The organism is Agromyces sp. MMS24-K17 (genome assembly GCF_043950245.1).
Lineage (GTDB): Bacteria > Actinomycetota > Actinomycetes > Actinomycetales > Microbacteriaceae > Agromyces.
On sequence record NZ_CP171640.1, the window covers coordinates 2,767,364 to 2,791,757 of the forward strand.

Here is a 24,394-nt window from a genome sequence, read left to right on the forward strand (position 1 = left end):
CGCGGAGCCGGACAGCAGTCTGCGCGCCTTGCACACCCGAGGAGCAAGGAGCCTCCGATGAACGTCGCCAGGTCCCGCAGCCCGCTCGCCGTCGCCTCGACGGTCGGGGTCGTCGCGTTCGCGCTCATCATGGGCGCCGGGACGCCTGCGTGGGCCGCGCCACCGGACCAGGCGACGCTGATCGGCCCGGCCGACGGGTCGACGTCGACCACTGCGGCTCCGCTCCTCCAGGTCCGGGCGGCCGACGCCGACGGCGATCCGTTGCAGGTGCGGTTCGAAGGGCGCCGCGCCGGCGACACGGTGCCGACGCCGCCACCGGGTGCCGAGCCGTTCACCCTGGTGGCGGTACCCGACACGCAGAACTACACCTACCTGAACCGCCAGGGCACGATGACCCAGCAGACCCAGTGGATCCGGGACAGCCGGAGCCAGCTCGGCACGGCGTTCGCGGTGCAGCTCGGCGACCTCGTCAGCGAGGAGGAGAACCTCACGCAGTGGGGGTACACGTCGGCCGCGTTCGGCGTGCTCGACGCAGCGGGCGTTCCGTACACGGTGGTCCCCGGCAACCACGACTTCGACAACGCGACCGGTGCCGTCCGCCCCTACGACGACTACTTCCCGCCGAGCCGCTACATCGGCGCGGCGTGGACGCCCTCGACCGCGCGGTACGGCGGGTACCTCGGGCAGAACCAGTTCGGCGCCGACCCGGTCGATCGGAAGAACTTCGACAACTACGCCCTGTTCACGGCCGGCGGGACCGACTTCCTCGTGCTCAACCTCGAGTGGGAGGCGCCCCAGTACGCACTCGACTGGGCCGACCGGGTGCTCGACGCCCACCCGGACCGCACGGTGATCATGGCGACGCACAGCTTCCTCACGCTGAGCGGCACGCGCCGCACCACCGCGGAGCGGCCCGGCGGCACACCGCCGGCGACGATCTGGAACACCTTCGTGTCGACGCACTGCCAGATCAGGCTCGTGCTGAGCGGGCATGAGCACAGCGGCGACGCCGGCGAGAGCCGACGGGCCGACGACAACAGCTGCGGCCAGCCGGTGCAGCAGATCATGACCGACTACCAGGACCGTCCGAACGGCGGCGACGGCTGGCTGCGCTACTACACGTTCGACCCGGCGGCCGGGACGATGACCGCACGGACCTATTCCCCGAAGCTCGGGCAGTTCGAATCCGACGCGGATTCGGCCTTCACGCTCCCGTTCGCGCTCGGCACCCAGGCCCCCGCGCCGTTCACGACGATCGCGACCGTTGCCGCGGCCTCCGGCTCCGTCGCGCAATCGGCCTGGACCGGGCTCCAGCCGGGCACGGCATACGAGTGGCGCGCGGTCGTCTCCGACGGCGCCTCGTCGACGACCTCCCCGACCTGGACCGTGCGCACGCCGCTGGCGCCTGTGACCATCGACGACACCTTCACCCGGACGCTCGCGACCGGATGGGGCCGCGCCGACACCGGGCAGGACTGGACGCTCTCGACGGCGGCGTCGAGCTATTCGGTTGACGGCGCGCGGGGGAAGGTCACCGTTCCGCCCGGCTCGGGGCGCGCCGCTCGGCTGGCCTCGGTCGTCGCCGGGGACGTCGCCATCGCCTCGGAGGTCCAGGTGACGCCCGTCCCGTCGGGCTCCGGCACCTACGTCTCCTACCTCGCGCGGCTGAACGGCTCGAACAGCTACCGAGCCAAGCTCCAGTTCTCGCCGAACGGCACGATCACCCTCATCCTCACGCGCGTCGTCGGCGGGACCGAGACGACGCTCGCCGCCCAGCGTCTCGCCGGCACGTTCACCGCCGGCCAGTCGGTGCGCGTCGCGTTCGAGGCGTCGGGCGCGTCACCCACGACGCTGCGCGCGAAGGCATGGGCCGGAGCGGCCGCGGAGCCGCCGGCATGGATCCTGAACGCGACGGATGCCACGGCCGGCCTCCAGGCCGCGGCCGCCGTCGGCGTCGACCTGTACCAGTCGAGCAGCGCGCTGTCGACCGCGACGGTGGCGTTCGAGCGCTTCACCGCGACGCCGATCGGCACCACCCCGCCGCCGCCGAACACGCCCCCGACCGCGGTCATCGGGACGCCCACCGTCTCCGGGCGCACGGTGACCGTGTCCGGCGCGGCATCGACCGACGGCGACGGCACCATCGCGGGCTACGCCTGGACCTTCGGCGACGGCGCCACGGCGAGCGGACCGTCCGCCTCGCGCACGTACGCCGCCGACGGCGCCTACACGATCACGCTCACCGTCACGGACGACGACGGCGCGACCGGGACCACCACGCGGAGCGTCACGGTGGCCGCCCCGCAGCCGCAGCCGCCCGTCGCGGCCTTCACGCCCACGTGCACCGCGCTCGCGTGCACGTTCGACTCGAGCGCGTCGAACGACCCCGACGGCACGATCACGTCGTACGCCTGGACCTTCGGCGACGGGACCACGGGAACCGGTCCGAATGCGCAGAAGTCGTACGCGGCCGGCGGCACCTACACCATCGGCCTAACGGTGACCGACGACTCCGGCGCCGCGGCATCCACGACCCGGACCGTCACGGTCGCGGCGGCGACGCTGCTCGCGAGCGATGCCTTCGGGCGCACCGCCGCCAACGGCTGGGGCACGGCCGACCTCGGCGGCGCGTGGACCACGAGCGGGTCGGTCGCGGCGAACTACTCGGTGGCCGGCGGCGTCGGGCTGCTTCGCTTCACGGCGGCCGGCGCGACGATGAACGCGAACCTCGTCGGCGTCTCCTCGTCGGCGACCGACCTCGTGGCGACCGTGTCGCCCGACAAGGCGGCGAGCGGCAGCGGCACCTACCTCCACCTGACCGGCCGGCGCATCGCGACCGTCGGCGCGTATCAGTTGAAGACCCGGCTGAACGCGAACGGCAGCGTCGAGGTCTCGATCGTCCGCGTCAATCCGAGCAACGGCGGCGACGTCGTGATCCAGGCGGCGACGACGGTGCCCGGCCTCAACATCGTGGCCGGCGACAAGCTGCGGATGCGCGTGCAGGTCGTCGGCACCTCGCCCACCACGATCCGCGGCCGGGTCTGGGAGGTCGGCACCCCGGAGCCGACGACGTGGCAGCGGAGTGCGACGGATGCCACGGTCGGACTCCAGGCGACCGGCGGCGTCGGGTTCTCGGCCTACCTCTCGGGCAGTGCGACGAGCGCGCCGTACACGCTGTCGGTCGACGACCTCGTGGCGACGCCGCAGTAGCCACGACGGGATGCATCCCGACGCGAGGCATCCCGTCACGCCGCATCCCGGCAGGTCGACGGACCGGAGGGCGTCGCACCCGATGCGACGCCCTCCGGCCATGATCGGCTCAGCCGTGCGCGGTGCTCACCACGCCGACGGCGCCGGCGGCGGCGTCACCGGCGGCCGGTCGTTGCAGGTGATCAGGTTCGGCAGGTACGGCGCGAGCCACGGCGTGCCGGGGTGGTACTCGTTCGTGTCGACGCCGTCGTTGCCGCCGAGGTCGACGAGCGAGAACTCCGAGCCGTGCTCCCAGTCCCAGGTGAACGCACCGCAGTTGTTCACGCCCCAGTGCCCGATGTTGCGGACGTCGACGTCCTCGAACGTCGCCGAGCCGGCCGTTCGGGCGCTCACCACGTTCGTGCCGGTGCCGTCGACGCGGATGCCCCGGAAGTGCACCCCGTCGATGCGGTAGACGTCCTTCACGCCCCACTCCGTCACGAGCATGATCGCGGTGTACGTGCTGTCGAGGAAGTGGTCGCCGGTGACGCGGATGTCGGCGCCGTCGATGCCGCGGTCGAGCGCGTAGAACCAGATCGCCCCGAGCCCGATGTTCCAGTTGAGCTCGTACGTGCCGGCGCGCACGGTCGTGTTGTCGGTGATCACGATCGTGCCGGCGAACGGCTCGGCCCCGAAGCGGGAGCCGACGTGGATGCCGCTGCCCTCGCGGATCGGGTCGGCGACGAGGTTGTTCGACACGGTGAGGTCGGTGCCGCCGTAGAGCGCGATGCCGTTCGCGAGCGTCGGCGTCTGCACGGTGTTGCGGTCGAACGCGTTCCCGCTGTTCGCGGTGCCCTCCGACCACATCGCGAGGGCGTCGTCGCCCGTGTTCCGGATGAAGTTGCCCGCGACGACCGAGCCGGTGACGCCGGTGTGGAAGTTCAGGCCGTCGGCGATCTGGTCGACGATGACGTTGTCGCGCACCTCGAGGCCGTGCATCGGCCCGTCGAACCACAGGCCGACCTTCGTGTGCTCGATGTACAGGCCCTCGATCGAGGAGTCGCTGAGCGACCCGCCGACGCCGTTCACCTGGTCCGTGTCGATGCGCTCGCGCACGTCGCCCCGGATCGTGAAGCCCGACAGGTGCACGTTCGAGCTCCCGCCCTCGTCCGCCGACTTCCCGTAGAAGCCGACGCCGGTGTGCACCGACCCGTCGGGCGCCGGCTCCGCGAGCGCGACCTCACGGCCCCGCACCGTCGTGTACCAGCTGCCGGCGCCCTCGATCGTGACGTCGTCGACGATGATGTGCCGGTTCACCTGGTACGTCCCCGGCGGCAGGTAGACGGGCCATCCGACGCGCTTCGCGAAGGCGATCGCGCGCTCGATCGCGGGCGCGGCGTCCTTCCTGCCCGTCGGGTCGGCGCCGAACGCGAGCACGTTCGCCGCCTTCACGCGGACGTGGGGGAGTCCGACCCGCTCGGTGTCGAGGAGGTCGATGGTCGTGAGGGTCGCGGCTGCCTGCTTCGGAACCGACAGCCGGATCACCGATCCCGCCTCGTAGGTGCGCGGCAGGAGCATCCGCTGCTCGTCGTAGAAGTGCATCGGCCGGAACGGCTTCGACACCTCGTACCCGGAGCCGGGCACGCAGCCGCACTCGGTGATCCACCAGTCGGGGTGGAGCAGTCCGGCGTTCGGATCGTTGGTGAACGGGTACTGGTTGTAGAGCCACGAGTACGCCGAGGTGAGCGTCATCGTGCGCGGCTGCCTGCCGTCGACGCGCACCTCGAGCGGCGACTCGATGCCGCCGCCGCCGGGGGCGTCGGGGATGCTGTACCGCACCGTGATCGCGTTCGTCGCGGCCGGCAGCGTGAACTCGACGTACTGCCCGGGCGCGAGCTGCACGGCGCTCCGCCCGGAGGCCTCGGCGGCCAGCGTGTACGCATCGCGGCTCGGCGCGAGCACGGTGCCCGTGGTCACGGCGTGTTCGGCCTCCTGTTCGAGGAAGGGCACGTCCGCACCCCGCCCGGCGACGAGCGCCGGGTCGAGCGCGGCGCGGGTCACGACCGGCGCGGGCGGGGGAGCGGGCTCGGCCGCGGCGGCGCCTGCGGCCGGGATGAGCACGCCCGCGGCGGCGACCGCGCAGGCGAGGGTCGCCGCGAGTGCGCGCCGGCGTACCGGGCGCCGATCGCGGGCAGGGCTGGGTGGGGATGTCTCCATCGACGGTCCTCTCGATCGGCATCGACCGGATGCCTCGGGCGGAGGCGTCTTCGCGTCCGCGATCCGCGGCCGACGATAGGGGCGCGCTCGCCGCGGCCACAAGGCGTCGTGGCGAAATGTCGACGAAGTATCGAGTTCTTGCGAAATCGGTGGCAAGCCGCCGCAAGCCGGGCGCAAGCGCGAGCGAAACCCGACGTCGATCCGACGGGCGCGCCCGCGGGCGGTCGGCGCTCCGGCGAGGCATCCGGGCCGACTACAGTTGAAGGATTGTTCTTCCGAAACCAAGGAGTGGATCAGGTGGCCGACGGGTTCGCGCTCTTCACCGACCGTTCCGTTGTCGCGATGCGCGTCAACGGCGAGCTGAAGGACCTGGCCGCCACGGTCACGGACGACGACGTCGTCGAGCCCGTGACGATCGACTCGCCCGACGGGCTGAACATCCTGCGGCACTCGACTGCGCACGTGCTCGCCCAGGCGGTGCAGGCGATCAACCCGGAGGCGAAGCTCGGCATCGGCCCGCCCGTCGAGAACGGCTTCTACTACGACTTCGACGTGCAGACGCCGTTCACCCCCGAGGACCTGAAGGCCCTCGACAAGGAGATGGCCCGGATCGTCCGTGCCGGCCAGCGCTTCATCCGCCGCGTCGTGACCGACGACGAGGCGCGCGCCGAGCTCGCCGCCGAGCCGTACAAGCTCGAGCTGATCGGGCTGAAGGGCGCCGCCGGGCACGGCGAGTCCAGTGGCGACGACCACGAGTCGGTCGAGGTCGGGGGCGGCGAGCTCACGATCTACGACAACGTCGACCCGAAGTCCGGCGAGACCGTCTGGAAGGACCTCTGCCGCGGGCCGCACCTGCCGAACACCCGCATGATCGGCAACGGCTGGGCGCTGATGCGCGTCGCCGCGGCGTACTGGCGCGGATCGGAGAAGAACCCGCAGCTCCAGCGCATCTACGGCACCGCCTGGCCCACGAAGGACGAGCTGCGCGCCTACCAGACCCGCCTCGAGGAGGCCGCGAAGCGCGACCACCGCAAGCTCGGCGGCGAGCTCGACCTGTTCAGCTTCCCCGACGAGATCGGCTCGGGGCTCGCGGTGTTCCACCCCAAGGGCGGCATCATCCGCTACGAGATGGAGGAGTACCTGCGGCGTCAGCTGCTGAAGAACGGGTACGAGTTCGTCAACACGCCGCACATCACCAAGGCGCACCTCTACGAGGTCAGCCAGCACCTCAACTGGTACGCCGACGGGATGTTCCCGCCCATGCACCTCGACGAGGAGACCGACGCCGAGGGCAACGTCACCCGGCAGGGCCAGGACTACTACCTGAAGCCCATGAACTGCCCGATGCACAACCTCGTGTTCCGGGCGCGCGGCCGGTCGTACCGCGAACTGCCGCTGCGGCTCGCCGAGTTCGGCACCGTGTACCGGTACGAGAAGAGCGGCACTCTGTCGGGCCTGACCCGCGTGCGCGGCCTCACGCAGGACGACGCGCACATCTACGTCACCGACGACCAGATCAAGGACGAGGTCGCCAGCCAGCTCGACTTCGTGCTCGAGACGCTGCGCGGCTACGGCCTCACCGACTTCTACCTCGAGCTCTCCACGAAGGACCCGGAGAAGTACGTCGGCTCCGACGACCTCTGGGAGGCCGCGACCGAGACCCTCCGCGAGGTCGCGGTCGACTCCGGCCTCGAACTCGTCGACGACCCGGGCGGGGCCGCGTTCTACGGCCCGAAGATCTCGGTGCAGGCGCGCGACGCGATCGGCCGGACCTGGCAGCTGTCGACCGTGCAGCTCGACTTCAACCAGCCCGAGCTCTTCGAGCTGCGCTACGCCGCCGCCGACGGCACGCAGAAGCAGCCCGCGATGATCCACCGCGCGCTGCTCGGGTCGGTCGAGCGCTTCTTCGCCATCCTGCTCGAGCACTACGCCGGCGCCTTCCCGGCCTGGCTCGCGCCCGTGCAGGTCGTCGGCATCCCGGTCGCCGACGAGTACGCGCCCTACCTCGGCGCGATCATCGAGCAGCTGAAGGGCGCGGGCGTCCGCGCCGAGCTCGACACCACCGACGACCGCATGCAGAAGAAGATCCGCACGCACACGACCCAGAAGGTGCCGTTCCAGCTCATCGCGGGCGAGAACGACCGCAGCGGCGAGACCGTGAGCTTCCGCTTCCGCGACGGCACCCAGGAGAACGGCGTGCCGATCGACGTGGCCACGGCGAAGATCCGCGAGGCCATCGCCGACCACCGCCAGGTGTCGACGAAGGACGACCTGTTCGCATGACGAACTACGGGCCGGAGGAGTTCGAGGGCGTGCCGATGCAGCGCTCGGGAGACCTCGCCGCCGTGCCCGACGCGTTCCAGCGACTGTGGACGCCGCACCGGATGGTCTACATCGAGAACGGGCAGGATCCGAGCGAGCACGCCTGCCCGTTCTGCCGGGCGCCCGAGTTCGACGACGAGACGAGCTTCATCGTCGCCCGCGGCGAGCACGCGTACGTCCTGCTCAACCTCTACCCGTACAACAGCGGCCACCTGCTCGTCTGCCCGTACCGGCACATCGCGACCTACGACGAGGCGAGCCCGGCGGAGGTGGCCGAGATCGGCGAGATGACCCAGATCGCGATGCGGGTGCTGAAGCAGGTGTCGCACTGCGACGGCTTCAACATCGGGATGAACCAGGGGCGGATCGCCGGTGCCGGGATCTCCGAGCACCTGCACCAGCACATCGTGCCCCGTTGGGCGCTGGACTCGAACTTCTTCCCGATCATCGCGAAGACGAAGGCCATCCCGCGCCTGCTCGGCGACGTGCGGCGCGAGGTCGCCGAGGGCTGGCCGGGCTGACGCCCGGCCCCCGTCAGCGGACCTGCCGCACGCCGAACTGCATGCGCGGGTGCGCGTACGCCTCCTGCGACTCGACGAGCTGCAGCTCGCGCTCGCCCGACTCGTGCGTGCGGGTGAGCAGGTCGAACACGCTCGACGCCGTGCGGGCCAGCGCGTCGGCGGCATCGCCCGTGCGGCGGTAGTGCGCGGTGAACAGCGCGGCCGTGACATCGCCCGAGCCGTTCGCCTTCATCGGCAGCAGCGGGGTCTGCGCGATCCACGCGCCCGCGTCGTCGACGGCGAGCATCTCGATCGTGCCCTCCTCGCGGTCGGGGCGCTCGACGCTCGTCACGAGCACCGTGCGGGGGCCGGACGCGCGCACGAGGTCGACCGATTCGAGCGTCGACTCGAGGGTGTCGGGCTCGGTGCCGGTGAGGTAGCCGAGCTCGAACTGGTTCGGGGTGACGAGGTCGGCGGCCGGCACCACCCGGTCGCGCAGCAGCACGGGGATCGCCGGCGCGACGAAGCATCCGCTCTTCGCGTTGCCCATCACCGGGTCGCACGCGTAGATCGCGTCGGGGTTGGCCGCCTTGACGCGCGCGACCGCGTCGAGGATGACGTCGGCGATGCCTTCGCCGCCCTGGTAGCCGGAGAGCACCACGTCGACCTGGGGGAAGACCCCGCGCTCCTCGATGCCGGTGATCACGGCGGCGACGTCGTCGGGGCTGATCAGCGGCCCGCGCCAGGCGCCGTACCCGGTGTGGTTCGAGAAGTTCACCGTGTAGACCGGCAGCACCTCGACGCCGATGCGCTGCAGGGGGAACACGGCCGCGGAGTTGCCGACGTGGCCGTAGGCGACGGCGGACTGGATGGAGAGGATCTTCACCGGTCGATCATCCCACCCCGGCGACGACGAGCCGTCCGCCTGCCGCCCGCACGGCGGCGGCGATGTCGGCGGCGAGGCGCTCCGCATCGACGTCGTCGAGGTCGTGCACGGTGAGCCGGAGGCGCCGCGCGGCGGGCTCGTCGGCGAGCACGAATGCGTCGCCGGCGCGGGCGAGCCAGCCGCGGCGCATGAGCTGCTCGCTCACGTCGCGGGCCGGCACGGGCAGGGGCACCCACAGGTTGAGGCCGTCGCCGGCCGTCGCCGGCACCCCGAGCGCGGTCAGCCGGGCGGCGAAGGCGGCGTTCCGGTCGGCGTAGTGCGCGCCGGCCGACTCGATGCCGGCGAGGACGTCGGCGTCGGTGACGAGCGCGTGCACGAGCCGCTGCAGGAGATGGCTGACCCACGTCGTGCCGGGCGTCAGCCGCATCGCCAGGCGGGCGGCGGTGTCGGGGTCGGACGCAGTGACGGCGAGGCACATGTCGGGGCCGAGGAACTTCGACACCGAGCGCACGAGCGCCCACCGACGGTGCTCGGGGCCGATGAGGGAGTGGAAGGGCCGGCGGGAGAGCATCGAGAAGTGGTCGTCCTCGATGACGAGCACGTAGGGGTGGGCGCGGAGGATCTCGCGCAGCGCCGCCGCGCGTTCGGCGGTGAGGCTCGCCCCGGTGGGGTTCTGGGCGCGCGGGGTGCAGACGATCGCGCGCACGCCCTGGTCGAGGGCGGCGCGGAGGCCCTCGACGGTCATGCCCTTGTCGTCGACGGGCACCGGCACGGCGCGGTACCCGCCGACCCGCACGGTGTGGATGCTGGTGAGGAAGCACGGATCCTCGAGCGCGACGGCGTCGTCGCGCACGAGCGCCTGCGCGAGCAGCCGCTCGACGGCATCGGCCGCGCCGCTCGTGATCGTCAGCCGGACCTCGTCGGGGGAGAGGTCGTCGCACATCCACGACCGGGCCCACGCGTCGAGCGCCGGGTCGATGACGGGTTCGCCGTAGAGCACCGGCCGACCGGCCATGCCCGCGAGCGCGCGCGACGGATCGGGGATGCGGTCGGGGTCGGGGTTGCCGGTCGCGACGTCGCGCAGCACGTTGTCGGCGGCGAAGCCCTCCTGCGGCACCTCGGAGCGGTCGGCGACGTGCGTGCCGCCGCGGCCACGGGTCACGACGACCCCGGCCTGCGTGAGTTGGCGGTACGCGGCGACCGCGGTGTTCCGGTTCACCCCGAGGGTGTCGGCGAGGGTGCGCACGGGCGGCAGCGACTGGCCGGGCTGCAGGGCGCCGCGCTCGATGAGGGCGCGCACGCTGTCGGCGATGTCGGCGGCCGCTCGGCCGGTGATCTGGAGGGTCAGGTCAGGATCCATGCTGCTCCGATGGTCGGTCGCAGGCCATGCTACCGTTTGGCCTAGGTCAAGCGTTCGCATTGTCCGAGAGCCCGCGCGATCCCGCGCGCCATCCACCGAAGGGAACCCCCGATGAGCACTGCCGAGACGGGCTCGAGCCGCGTGAAGCGCGGCCTGGCCGAGATGCTGAAGGGCGGCGTGATCATGGACGTCGTCACGCCTGCCCAGGCCCGCATCGCCGAGGACGCCGGCGCCGTCGCCGTCATGGCCCTCGAGCGCGTCCCCGCCGACATCCGCGCGCAGGGCGGCGTCGCCCGCATGAGCGACCCCGACCTCATCGAGGCCATCATCGCCGAGGTGTCGATCCCCGTCATGGCGAAGGCCCGCATCGGCCACTTCGTCGAGGCGCAGGTGCTGCAGGCGCTCGACGTCGACTACATCGACGAGTCCGAGGTGCTCTCGCCCGCCGACTACGTGAACCACATCGACAAGTGGGGCTTCAACACCCCGTTCGTCTGCGGTGCGACGAACCTCGGCGAGGCGCTCCGCCGCATCAACGAGGGCGCGGCGATGATCCGTTCCAAGGGCGAGGCCGGCACCGGCGACGTCTCCGAGGCGACGAAGCACATCCGCAAGATCACGAGCGAGATCAACGCGCTGAAGTCGATGACGAAGGACGAGCTCTACGTCGCCGCAAAGGAGCTGCAGGCGCCCTACGACCTCGTCGCCGAGGTCGCGGAGACCGGCAAGCTGCCCGTCGTGCTGTTCACCGCCGGCGGCGTCGCGACGCCCGCCGACGCGGCCATGATGATGCAGCTCGGCGCCGACGGCGTCTTCGTGGGCTCCGGCATCTTCAAGTCGGGCAACCCCGAGGCGCGCGCCGCGGCCGTCGTCAAGGCGACCACGTTCTACGACGACCCCTCGGTCATCGCGGAGGTCTCGCGCGGCCTCGGCGAGGCGATGGTCGGCATCAACGTCGGCGACCTGCCCGCCCCGCACCGCCTCGCCGAGCGCGGCTGGTGACCACCCTCCGCAGCGAGTCGCTCGACGCGGGGCCGGCCCAGGCCGGTCCCCGCGTCGGGGTACTCGCGCTCCAGGGCGACTTCCGCGAGCACGCGCGCGTGCTCGCCTCGCTCGGGGCGACCGTCTCGCTCGTGCGCCGTCCCGCGGAGCTCGACGAGGTCGACGGGCTCGTCATCCCCGGCGGGGAGTCATCCGTCATGGACAAGCTGGCGCGCGCGTACGGCCTGCAGCACCCCCTGCGCGACGCGATCGCCGCCGGCCTTCCCGTGTACGGCACGTGCGCCGGGCTGATCATGCTCGCCGACACCCTGCGCGATGCGATCGCCGGCCAGGAGTCGCTCGGCGGCCTCGACGTCGTCGTGCGGCGCAACGCCTTCGGATCGCAGAACCAGTCGTTCGAGACCGACCTCGAGGTGCCGGCGCTGGGCGACGCTCCGGTGCACGCCGTCTTCATCCGCGGCCCGGTGGTCGAGTCGGTGGGGCCGGATGCCACGCCGCTGGCCTCGCTCGCCGACGGGCGCGTCGTCGCGGTCGAGCAGGGCAACCTCCTCGGCACCAGCTTCCACCCCGAGATCACGGGGGAGCACCGCTTCCACGAGTACTTCCTGGGCAAGGTGCGCGCCCGCGCCGGACGGACGGCGGCCTGACGGTCGTCGGCCTGACGGTCGGTGGCGCGGCCGTTCGCGGGGCGGCCGTCGGTGGGGCGCCATAGGCTGCAGCCATGCAGCGATGGATCGCCCTCCTCCGCGGGGTCAACGTCGGCGGGGTCGCCATCCGCTCCGCCGAACTCGCCGAGCTCTTCCGCGGGCTCGGGTTCGACGACGTCCGCACCGTGCTCGCGAGCGGCAACGTGGTGTTCACGAGCGGCCGGACGGATGCGTCCGCGCTGAAGCGCGACATCGAGTCGGCGCTCGGCGAGCGGTTCGGGTACGACGCCTGGACCGTGCTCACCACCGACGAGCACGTCGCGAAGGTGATCGAGGCGTTCCCGTTCGACGCCGACGACGCGGGCCGCCAGCCCTGGGTGATCTTCGCGTCCGACGAGGCGGTGCTCGACGAGGTGGCCTCCGCCGACGGGCTCGACCCCGACGTCGACCCGATCGCGCGCGGGAAGGGCGTCGTGTACTGGAACCCGGTCAAGGGCACCACGACCGACACGCCATTCGCGAAGCGCCTGGCGAAGGCGCGATTCCGGCCCACGACGACGAACCGGAACCTCCGGACGCTCGGCAAGCTCCTCGGCTGAGCCCGGGGAGGCGCGAGGGCGCCGGCCGGTGACCCTCCCGCGCTCCGGGTCCGCCCGGAGCGGACCGGCGGGTCACCCCGAGCCGAACCGAGGGGCACCACGGGCGCGGCGGGGCGGGGCATCCGCTCGACTGGCCCGCATGACCACGCGACTTCCCAGCACCGGCGCGCCCGCCCCCGCCGCCGTACCCGCCACGACCTGCCGCAGCGACGAGGTGGTGGTGATCCACCGCCTCTTCCGCCGCCTGTACGCGGACGCGCCCGTCGTCGTCCGCGGCGTGGAATCCGGTGACCTCGCCCGCGCGCGTCGCGTCGCGAAGCACCTCCACGGCATCACCGCATTGCTGCACGTCCACCACCGCACCGAGGACGAGTTCTTCTGGGACACGATGACCGAGCGGGCTCCGGCCTGCGGCCTGCACGTGGCGCTCATGCGGGAGCAGCACGCGACGGTGTCCGACCTGCTCGATTCGGTCGACGCGCTCGTCGAGGCGTGGACGGCCGCCGCCGACGGAGCCGCACGGGACCGCCTCGCGGCCGAGCTGGAGGAGGTCGATCGACTGCTCCTCCGGCACCTCGCCGACGAGGAGCGCGAGGCGTTCCCGGTGCTCGACGCGATCCTGACCGACGCCGAGTGGGACGACATCCACCGCGAGGCGAGCCGCCACCGCCCGCCGCTGCCGATCTTCGTGCTCATCGGCTTCATGCTCGAGAGCGTTCCGCCCGCCGAGCGGGACGCGTGGTTCGCCTCGCAGATGCCGGCGCCCATCCGGGTCGCCTACCGCGCGGTCGGCCGGAAGCAGTACGAGCGCGCCGTGCGCTCCCTCTTCCCCGAGCGGACGAGGGTCGCGCCGCGGGGCGGCGGAGGGCTGACGGAGGTGCTGCCCTAGAATGGTCTGTCGGCGGGTGCACCCGCCTCGACACGGATTCAGGAGCAGCATGTCCGGGCATTCCAAGTGGGCGACGACCAAGCACAAGAAGGCCGTCATCGACGCGCGCCGCGCCAAGTCGTTCGCCAAGCTGATCAAGAACATCGAGGTCGCGGCCAAGATGGGCGGCGCCGACCTGGCCGGCAACCCCACCCTGTACGACGCCGTGCAGAAGGCCAAGAAGACCTCGGTCCCCAACGACAACATCGACCGCGCGATCAAGCGCGGTGCGGGCATCGGCGGCGAGGCCGTCGAGTACCAGAGCATCACCTACGAGGCGTACGGCCCGGCCGGCGTCGCGCTCATGATCGAGGTGCTGACCGACAACAAGAACCGCGCCGCCGCCGAGGTGCGCACGGGGCTCAGCCGCAACAACGGCACCCTCGCCGACCCCGGCTCCGTCGCCTACAACTTCACGCGCAAGGGCGTCATCGTCGTCTCCGGCGAGGGCACGACCGAGGACGACGTCATGCTGGCGGCGCTCGAGGCCGGTGCCGAGGAGATCGAGGGGCACGCCCTCGGGTTCGAGGTCATCACCGACCCGTCCGAGCTCGTCACCGTGCGCAAGGCCCTGCAGGACGCGGGCCTCGACTACGAGTCCGCCGACATCGAGTTCGTGCCGAACCTCAAGGTCGAGGTCGACGCCGACACGGCGCGCAAGGTCTTCCGGCTCATCGACGCGCTCGAGGACTCGGACGACGTGCAGAACGTCTACTCGAACTTCGACCTGACCCCCGAGGTCCAGGCCGAGCTCGAGGCGGAATAGGCGGTCGGCCGTATGCGGGTGCTCGGCATCGACCCCGGGCTCACCCGCTGCGGCGTCGGCGTCGTCGACGTGTCGCCGAACCGTCAGGCGGTGCTCGTCGACGTCGTCGTGCTGCGGTCGCCGACCGACCTGCCGATCGAGCGCCGGCTCGCGCGCATCGCCGACGGGCTGGAGGCGATCGTCGAGGAGCACCGGCCCAACGCCGTCGCGCTCGAGCGCGTCTTCGCGCGGTCGGATGTCTCGACGATCATGGGGACCGCGCAGATCTCCGGGGTGGCGATGCTCATCGCGGCGCGACGGGAGCTGCCGGTCGCGCTGCACACCCCCAGTGAGGTGAAGGCGGCGATCACCGGGTACGGCCGCGCCGACAAGAAGCAGGTCGGCGCGATGGTCGCGCGCATCCTCGGCCTCGAGGCGGTCCCGAAGCCCGCCGACGCGGCCGACGCGCTCGCGCTCGCGATCTGCCACGCGTGGCGCACGGGCGGGGTCGCCGGTGCGGCGGTCCGCGACGCCGCGGCCGCCCCGCGAGGAGCGCGAGCGGATGCCTCGGCACTGACCCCGGCGCAACGGGCGTGGCTCGCCGCCGAGCGCAACGCGTCCGTGTCGGGGGCCGCCCGTAGGCTGGGGAGTGATCTCCTCCCTCCGCGGCACCGTCCTCACCGCAGCAGGCAGTTCCCTCGTGATCGAGGTCGGCGGAGTCGGGTTCCACCTGCACACCACGCCGGCGCTCGCGCTCGCGAGTCGCGTCGGAGACGAGGTGGTCGTCCAGACCTCGCTCATCGTCCGAGAGGACGCGCTGACCCTCTTCGGGTTCGCCACGCGCGACGAGCTCGACGTCTTCGAGCTCCTCCTCGGGGTCACGGGCGTCGGCCCGAAGTCCGCCCTCGGCGTGCTGTCGGCGCTCTCTCCCGACCAGGTCGCCGAGGCCGTGCAGGCCGACGACGACGCCGTGTTCCGGAAGGTCAGCGGCATCGGCCCGAAGACGGCCAAGCTCATCACCGTCTCGCTGGCGGGCAAGCTCGTGGCGCCCGCGACCCGGGCGGTCGCGGCGCCCGTCGTGGCGGGCACCGTCGCCGAGAGCGTGCTGGCCGCGCTCACCAACCTCGGCTGGCCCGAGCGGGTCGCCGCCGAGGCGGTCGAGGAGACGGTGGGCGAGGCCTCCGAGACCGAGGCTGCGTCCGTGCCGGCGCTGCTGCGGTTGACGCTCGCCCGGCTCGGCCCCGCGCGCCAGACGGGCCGCGCCCGATGACCGACGCCGACGACCTGACCGACCCGCAGCTCGCGGGAGAAGCCGAGCTCGCCTTCGAGGGCGCGCTCCGCCCGCGCAGCCTCGCCGAGTTCGTCGGCCAGACCCGGGTGCGCGGCCAGCTCCAGTTGCTGCTGTCGGCGGCCGCGCTCCAGCAGCGCACGCCCGACCACATCCTGCTGGCCGGCCCGCCCGGGCTCGGCAAGACGACCCTCGCGATGATCGTGGCGCACGAGGGCGGCCGGCCGCTGCGCATGTCGAGCGGTCCGGCGATCCAGCACGCGGGCGACCTCGCCGCGATCCTCAGCTCGCTCGTGCCCGGCGAGGTGCTCTTCATCGACGAGATCCACCGCATGGCCCGGTCCGCCGAGGAGATGCTGTACCTCGCGATGGAGGACTTCCGGATCGACATCATGGTCGGCAAGGGCGCCGGCGCCACCTCCGTGCCGCTCGATCTCGCGCCGTTCACGCTGGTCGGCGCCACGACGCGTGCCGGACTCCTGCCGAACCCGCTCCGCGACCGCTTCGGCTTCACCGCGCACCTCGAGTTCTACGACGAGGCCGAGCTCGAGCAGGTGCTCGCCCGGGCCGCCGTCATGCTCGGGCTCGACGTCGACCGCGACGCGATCGCCGAGATCGCCGGCCGATGCCGCGGCACCCCCCGCATCGCGAACCGGCTGCTGCGCCGCGTGCGCGACTACGCCCTCGTGCACGGCGGCCGCGCCGACGTCGACGCGGTGCAGGCGGCGCTCGACCTGTACGACGTCGACGCCCTCGGACTCGACCGGCTCGACCGCGCCGTCATGGACACGATCCTGACCCGGTTCGGCGGGGGCCCGGTCGGGCTCAACACCCTCGCGGTCTCCGTGGGCGAGGAGGCCGAGACCATCGAGGCGGTGGTGGAGCCGTTCCTCGTGCGGATCGGCCTGCTCACCCGGACGCCGCGGGGTCGGGTGGCGACGCCGGCGGCGTGGCGGCACTTCGGCCTCGTCGACGGAGCGCAGGCGACGGGGGCGACAGCGGCGCTTCCGCTCGATGACCTATAATCCAAGGAGGCTCCGGCCTACCCACCCTTGACCTCGTGCGCGACGTCGCACACTGGAAGGCTTCAGCACCCCATGGTTTTCGATCCGTTCACCCTCATCATGCTCGCCGTCCTGGCGGTGCTGATCTTCTTCATGTTCCGGAACTCGCGGAAGCGGCAGGCCGAGGCCCGCAACCTCCAGTCGAAGGTCGTTCCGGGTGCGCAGGTCATGACCAACTTCGGCCTCTACGGCACGATCGTCTCCATCGACGAGGAGGAGAACAAGGTCGAGCTCGAGGTGTCGCCCGGCACCGTCCTCGTGGTGCACCGCCAGACGGTGGCCCGCGTCGTAGAGCCCTCCGAGACCGTCGCGGACGACGAGGAGTCGGCCGCCGTCGAGGGCGAGCCGGAGTACGGCGAGCGGATCGAGTCGACCCAGGCTGACGAGACGACCGACACCAAGAAGTCGGACGACTAGCCCTTCCACCAGAGGCTCCGCCCGCGCTCGCGCGCGGGCTCCTGCAGAGAGAACAGAAACGTGGCTGCACCTTCGAAGCGGTCCAAGCGACCGACGCCGGTCCGCAAGGCCTGGCGGTCCCTCACCTGGCTCGGCGTGATCATCGTCGGCCTGTTCGCCATCAACGCCGCGGGCGTGATCTGGGGCGGCGGGTCGTGGACGCCGAAGCTCGCCCTCGACCTCGAGGGCGGCACGCAGATCATCCTCGCGCCGAAGCTCGAGGCCGGTCAGACCGCGTCGCAGGAGCAGCTCGACCAGGCCGTGTCGATCATCCGCGAGCGCGTCGACGCGTCGGGTGTGTCCGAGGCCGAGATCAACACCGAGGGCAGCAACGTCGTCGTGCGCATCCCCGGCGAACTCGACGACGACACCCGCGCGCGCATCCAGTCGTCCGCGAAGCTCGAGCTCCGGCCGGTGCTGCTCTCCTCCGGGGCGACGTCCTCGACGTCCCTCGACCCGAGCGCCTCGGCGGAGCCGACGGAGCCGGCGGAGGAGCTCGAGTCGACGCCGACCGTCGAGCCGACCGACGCCAGCGACCCGAACTGGGTGACCCCGGCGCTGCAGTCCGAGTTCGACTCGTTCGACTGCTCGACGATCGACGAGAGCGGCGCGAACGTGGCGCCGGCCGACGAGCCGCTCGTCACCTGCGACCGGACGGGCACGACGAAGTACCTGCTCGGCCCGGTCGAGGTCAGCGGTGAGGACATCACCGACGCGACCAACGGCACCGTGCAGACCAGCACCGGCGCCAACACCGGCACCTGGGCCGTCAACATCGTCTTCAACGACGAGGGCACCAAGGCGTTCGCGACCGTGTCGACCCGCCTCTTCGGCCTGAAGGACCAGGCGCCTCGCGACCAGTTCGCGTTCGTGCTCGACGGCGTCGTGCTGTCGGCGCCCTCGATGAACGGCGTCATCACCGACGGCCGCCCGCAGATCACCGGCTCGTTCACGCAGGAGTCGTCGAAGGCCCTGGCCGACCAGCTGAAGTTCGGCGCGCTGCCGATCAGCTTCACCGTGCAGTCGTCCGACACGATCTCCGCGACGCTCGGTACCTCGCAGCTGCAGTCGGGCCTCATCGCCGGCCTCATCGGCCTGATCCTGGTCGTCATCTACACCCTGTTCCAATACCGGGCGCTGGGTTCCGTGACGATCGCATCGCTCATCATCGCCGCGATCATCACGTACCTGATGATCACGATCCTGTCGTGGCGCGAGGGCTACCGCCTGTCGCTCGCCGGCATCGCGGGCCTCATCGTCGCGATCGGCTTCACCGCCGACTCGTTCATCGTGTACTTCGAACGCGTGCGAGACGAACTCCGCGACGGCCGGCCGCTCGTCGGCTCGGTCGAGGCGGGCTGGAAGCGCGCGTTCCGCACGATCCTCGCCTCGAAGGGCGTGAACCTCCTCGCCGCGATCGTGCTGTTCATCCTCGCGGTCGGCAGCGTGAAGGGCTTCGCCTACACGCTCGGCCTCACGACGATCATCGACGTCGTCGTGGTGATCCTCTTCACGCACCCGATGCTGCAGCTGCTCGCGCAGACCCGCTTCTTCTCGAGCGGCAACCCGTGGTCGGGCCTCGACCCGAACGCCCTGGGCGCCGTCTACCGAGGCCGTGCGGAGTTCCGCAAGACCACGGCGGTCCCCGCCAACAAGCTGGCCTCGAGCTCCAAGGAGGCGCAGCGCCGGCAGACCATCGCCGAACGCAAGGCGGCGGGCATCGACGCGAGCACGAAGTCGGAGTCCGCCCGTGCGGACGAGAAGGTCTCCGCCGGCGCCGGCGCGACCGATGGCAAGGAGTCCTGATGGCCAACCGCCTCACCACGTTCGGCAACGACCTCTACACGGGGAAGCGCTCGTTCAACTTCGTCGGCGGACGGAAGAAGTGGTACGCCATCGTCGGCGTGCTGATCATCCTCTCGATCGCCGTCCCGCTGCTGCGCGGCGTGAACTTCTCCATCGAGTTCCTCGGCGGATCCCAGTTCCAGATCACCGGCGTCGAGAACGCCACCGCCCAGCCTGCGCTGGACGCGGTGGAGTCGGTAGTCCCCGGTGCGACCACCAAGGTGACCATCGTCGGCGGTTCCGGCGTGCGCGTGCAGACCGACCAGCTGTCGCAGGATGAGTCGCACGAGGTGTCGGCCGCGCTCGCGGAGGCGTACGACGTGCCCGAGTCCGAGGTCGCGTCGAGCTTCGTCGGCCCGAGCTGGGGCGCCGACGTGACGCGCCAGGCGATCCTGGGCCTCATCGCGTTCACCGTGCTCGCGGCGATCGTGATGGCGATCTACTTCCGCACGTGGAAGATGTCGCTCGCCGCGATCCTGGCACTGCTCGCCGACCTCGTCGTCACCGTCGGCATCTACGCCGCCGTCGGGTTCGAGGTCTCGCCGGCCGCCATGATCGGTATCCTCACGATCCTCAGCTACTCGCTGTACGACACCGTCGTGGTGTTCGACAAGATCCGCGAGAACACCGCGGAGGACGGGCAGGAATCTCGCCGGACCTTCGGCGAGTCGGTGAACCTCGCGGTCAACCAGACGCTGGTCCGGTCGATCAACACCTCCGTCGTCGCCGCACTCCCGGTCGCCGCGATCCTCTTCATCGGCGCGGGCGTCCTCGGTGCCGACACGCTCCGCGACATCTCGCTCGCGCTGCTCATCGGCATCCTCGTCGGCACCTGGTCGACGGTCTTCCTCGCCGCGCCGCTGTACTCGCAGCTGCGCGAGGGCGAGAAGGCCATCCGTCGCCACGACGAGAAGGTGCTCAAGGAGCGCGAGCGTGCGGGATCGTCGGCCACGCAGGAGGCGGCGGCGGTCACCGCCTGATGCGTTCGAACGTGCACGTTCCCACCCGTGGCGCGGAGCCGTCCCCGAACCGGGGATAATCGAACGCAGGAGGTGGTGACGTGACGGAAGCCGGGATCAACCAGACCGCCTCGCTGCGTCGGCTCGTGCCGCGCATCTTCTCGAAGGCGCAGCCGTCGGGCGCGGTCGACACGCTCCTGCGCACCGTCCGGCTCCATCACCCGAAGGCCGATCTCGCCCTCATCGAGCGCGCCCACCAGGTGGCCGATCGGGCGCACTCCGGCCAGAAGCGCCGCAGCGGCGAGCCGTACATCACGCATCCGATCGCGGTGGCGCAGATCCTCGCGGACCTCGGCATCGGCTCGAAGACGGTCGCGGCGGCGCTGCTGCACGACACCGTCGAGGACACCTCCTACACGCTCGACGAGCTGCGGGCCGATTTCGGCGACGAGATCGCGATGCTCGTCGACGGCGTCACCAAGCTCGACAAGGTCAAGTACGGCGACTCGACGCAGGCCGAGACCGTCCGCAAGATGATCGTGGCGATGTCGAAGGACATCCGCGTGCTGATCATCAAGCTCGCCGACCGCCTGCACAACGCCCGCACGTGGGGCTTCGTGCCGGCCGAGTCCGCGACGCGCAAGGCGACCGAGACGCTCGAGATCTACGCCCCGCTCGCGCATCGGCTCGGTATCCAGACCATCAAGTGGGAGCTCGAGGACCTCTCGTTCGCGGTGCTCTATCCGAAGCTCTACGCCGAGATCGAGAGCCTCGTGAAGCAGCGCACACCGCAGCGCGAGGAGTACGTGCAGTCGGTCATCGACCTCGTCGGCGACGACCTCAAGTCGGCGAAGATCCGCGGCAAGGTCGTCGGTCGCCCGAAGCAGTACTACTCGATCTACCAGAAGATGATCGTGCGCGGCCGGGAGTTCGACGAGATCTACGACCTCGTCGGCATCCGCGTCCTCGTGAACACGGTTCGCGACTGCTACGCGGTGCTCGGCTCGATCCACGCCCGGTGGACGCCGGTGCCCGGCCGGTTCAAGGACTACATCGCGACGCCGAAGTTCAACCTCTACCAGTCGCTGCACACGACGGTCATCGGGCCGAAGGGCCGTGCGGTCGAGATCCAGATCCGCACGCACGAGATGCACCAGCGCGCCGAGTACGGTGTCGCCGCGCACTGGAAGTACAAGGAGCGGATGGCCACCGGTCGCACCGACGACCAGCCGTCGACCGAGACCGACATGGCGTGGCTCGCGCACATCTCGGACTGGCAGGCGGAGACGAGCGACCCGGGGGAGTTCCTCGACTCGCTGCGGTTCGAGATCGGCGCGAAGGAGGTCTACGTCTTCACCCCGAAGGGGCGCGTCATCGGCCTTCCCGCCGGTGCCACCCCGGTCGACTTCGCGTACGCCGTGCACACCGAGGTCGGCCACCGCACGATGGGCTCGAAGGTCAACGGCCGGCTCGTGCCGTTGGAGACGACGCTCTCGAGCGGCGACGTCGTCGAGGTGTTCACCTCGAAGAACCCCGACTCGGGCCCCAGCAAGGACTGGCTGACCTTCGTCAAGAGTCCCCGCGCGCGGAACAAGATCCGCCAGTGGTTCACGAAGGAGCGACGCGACGAAGCCATCGAGCACGGGCGCGATGCGATCGCCCGCGCCATGCGCAAGCAGAACCTGCCGCTCCAGAAGCTGATGAGCCAGGAGTCGTTCGCCGAGGTGGCGTCCCAACTCCGGTACGACGACGTGTCGGCGCTGTACGCCGCGGTCGGCGAGGGCCACGTCTCCACGCAGTCCGTGATCGAGAAGGTGGTCGCGCTCGTGCGCGACGACTCGGAGGGCGACGACGAGCCCGAGCTGGCGATCCCGACCCGGTCGCGTCCGCTCCCGCGCACGAGCGACTCCGGAGTGCTGGTACGAGGCGCGCCCGACATCCTCGTGAAGCTCGCCAGGTGCTGCACGCCGGTGCCGGGCGACGAGATCATCGGCTTCGTCACGCGCGGGTCGGGCGTCTCGGTGCACCAGGCGACGTGCCACAACGTGCAGTCGCTCCTCCGTGAACCCGAGCGAATGATCGACGTCGAGTGGGCGCCGAGCTCGAAGAGCGTGTTCCTCGTGCAGATCCAGATCGAGGCGCTCGACCGCTCGGGACTGCTGTCGGACGTCACGCGCGTGCTGTCCGAGCACCACGTGAACATCCTCTCGGCGAATGTCTCGACCTCGACCGATCGCCTCGCGCTCAGCCGGTTCGTGTTCGAGATGGGCGACACCACGCACCTCGACCGCGTGCTCAACGCCGTCCGCCGCATCGACGCCGTCTACGACGTCTACCGCGTCTCCGACGGCTGAGTCGGGCCTCCCGCGGAACCGTCCGGCTCGGTCGTCCCGGCTCAGCCGGCCAGCCGCTCGGCGAGCCGTCGCGCCGCCGTGAGGCGCGAGAGCGCGAGTGCCTTGTTCGGCAGCCGGAACGCGGCGACCAGGCGCTCGTGCACCTCGTCGGCCAGGCCCTCGTCCAAGGCCAGCACTGCGGCGGCCGCTGCGACGGCGGCGGCGTCCGACGCCTCGACGTCGCGGAGCAGGTCCATCGCCGTGCGGTGGGGGCCGGTACAGCGCATGGAGCCGATCGTCACGATGTCGGCGTCGCCGATGACGACCTCCCGGATGCCGTGCGCGAACGTCGTGCGCGTCGCGACGCGGGCCGAGTAGGGCACGCACGCCTGCGGGGGAGTGGGCGGCACGACGAGCGCCCCGAGCACCCAGGCCGCGGAGCGGCGGTCGGCGATCAGGCCCTCGGGGAGCTGCTTCGCGAGCACCGCCGCCCGGAGCGTGGCGAGATCGGGCTCGTCGACGGGGACCCACGCCGTGCCGAGCCCGATCACCTCGCCGTCGAGGCGGGCGGCCATGAGTTCGGGCAGCGGCAGGTCGTCGGCGTCGAGGACGGACGGGAGTCGTGGCATCCCCCCATCGTGGCGCGCCCGGAGGGTCCGGCGACCTCGCGAGCGGGATATGTGGAAACGACCGAGGGTCCGCTCCGCGGTGCGGAACGGACCCTCGGTCGTGAGGCGGGTGGTGTCTAGCCGCCGATGGCCTTCAGCCAGGCGCGGCGGGCGTCGAGCGACTCCTTGGCCGCGGCGACCGCCTTCTGGTCGCCGGCCGCCTCGGCCGCGGCCAGCTCGGCCTCGAGCTTCGCGATCGCGTCCTGGAGCTGCCCGAGCATGCCCTCGGAGCGGGCCTTCTTCTCGGGGTCCTCGCGCTGCCAGCGCTCGTCCTCGAGGGAGCGGACGTGGTTCTCGATCTTGCGGAGGCGGTCCTCGACGACGCGGACCTGGTCGCGGGGCACGCGGCCGATCTCGTCCCAGCGGCGCTGGACCTTCCCGAGCGCCGCGCGGGCGGCCTTCGGGTCCTGCTCGGAGAGCAGCGGCTCGGCCTCGTCGAGCAGCGCGAGCTTCTCGGTGAGGTTGGCCTGATAGGCCTCGTCCTCGAGGGCGTCGACCTCGGCCTTCGCCTGGAAGAGCACGTCGCCGGCGGCCTTGAACTTCGCCCACAGCGCGTCGTCGAGCTTCTTGCCCGCGCGACCGGCGAGCTTCCACTCGTCGAGCAGCGCGCGGTAGTCGGCGACCGCGTCGCCGCCGCGCGGGGCGAGCGCCTCGGCGCGCTCGATGAGCCGCTGCTTCCGGGCCCGCACGTCGCGGTGCGAGGCGTCGAGCTCGGCGAAGAACGCCTTGCGGTGCTGCTCGATGGTCGAGCGAGCGGCACGGAACCGCTTCCAGAGCTCGTTCGCCTCGTTCTTCGGCAGACGCGGGCCGTCCTGCTGGTGCTGCTGCCAGCGCGCGAAGAGCTGGTCGAGGCTCGCCCCGGTCTGCTTCCACTGCGTCTTGGCCGGGTCCTGCGCCGCGAGCGCCTCCGCCTCCTCGACGATGCGCGTGCGCTCGGCGAGGGCGTCGGCGACGGCGGCCTTGGCCTCGGCCTGCTGCTGCTCGGTCAGCTCGGCCGTGGTGCCCGAGAGGGCCTCCAGACGGCGGGCGAGCGCATCGAGGTCGCCGACGGCGTGCGCGTCGCGCACGGACGCCTGCAGGTGCGACACGGCCTTCGCCACGTCGGCGGCCGGCGCGCCGCGCCGGACGCGCTGCTCGAGCAGGGTCACCTGCCCGGCGAGGTCCTGGAACTTGCGCTCGAAGTAGGCCAGCGCCTCCTCGGCGCTCCCGTCGGGGTACTGGCCGACCTCCCGCTCGCCGTCGCTCGTACGGACGAAGACGGTGCCCGTCTCGTCGACGCGGCCCCACGGTTGCTGGACTGAATCGGTCACGGCCTCACCCTGTCGTGGTCGGTTGCCGCGATCGGATCGCGGCGCGAATGTGCGTCGTCCAGCCTATTGCACGGCG

At 71.4% G+C, this 24,394-nt stretch carries 19 protein-coding genes and 1 pseudogene; 15 read left to right on the forward strand and 5 right to left on the reverse strand.

Translation table 11 applies throughout. The features are described from left to right. Window positions 1–57: 57 nt before the first annotated feature. The gene (locus tag ACGGZK_RS12625) at window positions 58–3,210 is read left to right on the forward strand and encodes a PKD domain-containing protein (RefSeq protein ID WP_395242993.1); all 3,153 of its coding nucleotides are present in this window, start codon (window positions 58–60) and stop codon (window positions 3,208–3,210) included. 126 nt (window positions 3,211–3,336) lie between these two features. On the opposite strand, the gene ACGGZK_RS12630 is transcribed toward ACGGZK_RS12625, so the two are convergent. Next, on the reverse strand, window positions 3,337–5,406 hold the full coding sequence (locus tag ACGGZK_RS12630) for a glycosyl hydrolase family 28-related protein (RefSeq protein WP_395242994.1): 2,070 nt from the start codon (window positions 5,404–5,406) through the stop codon (window positions 3,337–3,339). A 297-nt stretch (window positions 5,407–5,703) separates the two neighbouring features. On the opposite strand from ACGGZK_RS12630, the gene thrS reads away from it, so the two are divergent. Both thrS and ACGGZK_RS12640 read left to right on the forward strand, forming a co-directional pair. After that, entirely contained in the window at window positions 5,704–7,689 is a 1,986-nt protein-coding gene (gene thrS / locus ACGGZK_RS12635; protein WP_395242995.1) for a threonine--tRNA ligase, read from the forward strand. Next, window positions 7,686–8,249 carry an HIT family protein gene (locus tag ACGGZK_RS12640; RefSeq protein WP_395242996.1) on the forward strand — a complete coding sequence of 188 codons (564 nt, stop codon included), beginning with the start codon at window positions 7,686–7,688 and terminating at the stop codon, window positions 8,247–8,249. The genes thrS and ACGGZK_RS12640 overlap by 4 nt, the downstream gene beginning before the upstream one ends. A 13-nt stretch (window positions 8,250–8,262) precedes the next feature. On the opposite strand, the gene pdxY is transcribed toward ACGGZK_RS12640, so the two are convergent. Next, window positions 8,263–9,114: a pyridoxal kinase PdxY gene (pdxY, locus tag ACGGZK_RS12645; protein ID WP_395242997.1), complete on the reverse strand. Its 852-nt coding sequence runs from the start codon at window positions 9,112–9,114 to the stop codon at window positions 8,263–8,265. 7 nt (window positions 9,115–9,121) lie between these two features. After that, the gene (locus tag ACGGZK_RS12650) at window positions 9,122–10,474 is read right to left on the reverse strand and encodes an aminotransferase class I/II-fold pyridoxal phosphate-dependent enzyme (RefSeq protein ID WP_395242998.1); all 1,353 of its coding nucleotides are present in this window, start codon (window positions 10,472–10,474) and stop codon (window positions 9,122–9,124) included. Window positions 10,475–10,585: 111 nt separating this feature from the next. On the opposite strand from ACGGZK_RS12650, the gene pdxS reads away from it, so the two are divergent. The 12 genes and pseudogenes from pdxS (at window position 10,586) to ACGGZK_RS12710 (ending at window position 22,361) form a co-directional block, all read left to right on the forward strand. Next, window positions 10,586–11,476 carry a pyridoxal 5'-phosphate synthase lyase subunit PdxS gene (gene pdxS, locus ACGGZK_RS12655; RefSeq protein WP_395242999.1) on the forward strand — a complete coding sequence of 297 codons (891 nt, stop codon included), beginning with the start codon at window positions 10,586–10,588 and terminating at the stop codon, window positions 11,474–11,476. Then, complete coding sequence (gene pdxT / locus ACGGZK_RS12660) at window positions 11,473–12,123, forward strand: pyridoxal 5'-phosphate synthase glutaminase subunit PdxT (protein WP_395243000.1); 651 nt, start codon at window positions 11,473–11,475, stop codon at window positions 12,121–12,123. The genes pdxS and pdxT overlap by 4 nt, the downstream gene beginning before the upstream one ends. Before the next feature lie 74 nt (window positions 12,124–12,197). Next, window positions 12,198–12,722, forward strand: a complete 525-nt coding sequence (locus ACGGZK_RS12665; RefSeq protein WP_395243001.1) for a DUF1697 domain-containing protein — start codon at window positions 12,198–12,200, stop codon at window positions 12,720–12,722. Between the two features lie 139 nt (window positions 12,723–12,861). Continuing rightward, the gene (locus ACGGZK_RS12670) at window positions 12,862–13,611 is read left to right on the forward strand and encodes a hemerythrin domain-containing protein (RefSeq protein ID WP_395243002.1); all 750 of its coding nucleotides are present in this window, start codon (window positions 12,862–12,864) and stop codon (window positions 13,609–13,611) included. A 49-nt stretch (window positions 13,612–13,660) separates the two neighbouring features. Beyond that, window positions 13,661–14,416 carry a YebC/PmpR family DNA-binding transcriptional regulator gene (locus tag ACGGZK_RS12675; protein ID WP_395243003.1) on the forward strand — a complete coding sequence of 252 codons (756 nt, stop codon included), beginning with the start codon at window positions 13,661–13,663 and terminating at the stop codon, window positions 14,414–14,416. 12 nt (window positions 14,417–14,428) lie between these two features. After that, window positions 14,429–14,833, forward strand: a pseudogene (locus tag ACGGZK_RS12680) (crossover junction endodeoxyribonuclease RuvC); the annotation flags it as partial. Window positions 14,834–15,044: 211 nt separating this feature from the next. After that, on the forward strand, window positions 15,045–15,665 hold the full coding sequence (gene ruvA / locus ACGGZK_RS12685; protein ID WP_395246082.1) for a Holliday junction branch migration protein RuvA: 621 nt from the start codon (window positions 15,045–15,047) through the stop codon (window positions 15,663–15,665). Further along, window positions 15,662–16,708, forward strand: coding sequence for a Holliday junction branch migration DNA helicase RuvB (gene ruvB, locus ACGGZK_RS12690; RefSeq protein ID WP_395246083.1), 1,047 nt, complete (start codon window positions 15,662–15,664; stop codon window positions 16,706–16,708). The genes ruvA and ruvB overlap by 4 nt, the downstream gene beginning before the upstream one ends. Before the next feature lie 72 nt (window positions 16,709–16,780). Further along, complete coding sequence (gene yajC, locus ACGGZK_RS12695) at window positions 16,781–17,164, forward strand: preprotein translocase subunit YajC (protein ID WP_395243004.1); 384 nt, start codon at window positions 16,781–16,783, stop codon at window positions 17,162–17,164. A 60-nt stretch (window positions 17,165–17,224) separates the two neighbouring features. Next, entirely contained in the window at window positions 17,225–19,009 is a 1,785-nt protein-coding gene (secD, locus tag ACGGZK_RS12700; protein WP_395243005.1) for a protein translocase subunit SecD, read from the forward strand. Continuing rightward, window positions 19,009–20,028, forward strand: coding sequence for a protein translocase subunit SecF (secF, locus tag ACGGZK_RS12705; RefSeq protein WP_395243006.1), 1,020 nt, complete (start codon window positions 19,009–19,011; stop codon window positions 20,026–20,028). The genes secD and secF overlap by 1 nt, the downstream gene beginning before the upstream one ends. 80 nt (window positions 20,029–20,108) lie before the next feature. Continuing rightward, complete coding sequence (locus tag ACGGZK_RS12710; RefSeq protein ID WP_395243007.1) at window positions 20,109–22,361, forward strand: RelA/SpoT family protein; 2,253 nt, start codon at window positions 20,109–20,111, stop codon at window positions 22,359–22,361. 41 nt (window positions 22,362–22,402) lie between these two features. On the opposite strand, the gene ACGGZK_RS12715 is transcribed toward ACGGZK_RS12710, so the two are convergent. Continuing rightward, window positions 22,403–22,969 (reverse strand): hypothetical protein, encoded by a 567-nt coding sequence (locus ACGGZK_RS12715; protein ID WP_395243008.1) that lies wholly within the window; start codon window positions 22,967–22,969, stop codon window positions 22,403–22,405. A gap of 116 nt (window positions 22,970–23,085) precedes the next feature. Further along, complete coding sequence (locus ACGGZK_RS12720) at window positions 23,086–24,318, reverse strand: DUF349 domain-containing protein (RefSeq protein ID WP_395243009.1); 1,233 nt, start codon at window positions 24,316–24,318, stop codon at window positions 23,086–23,088. Window positions 24,319–24,394 lie beyond the last annotated feature (76 nt).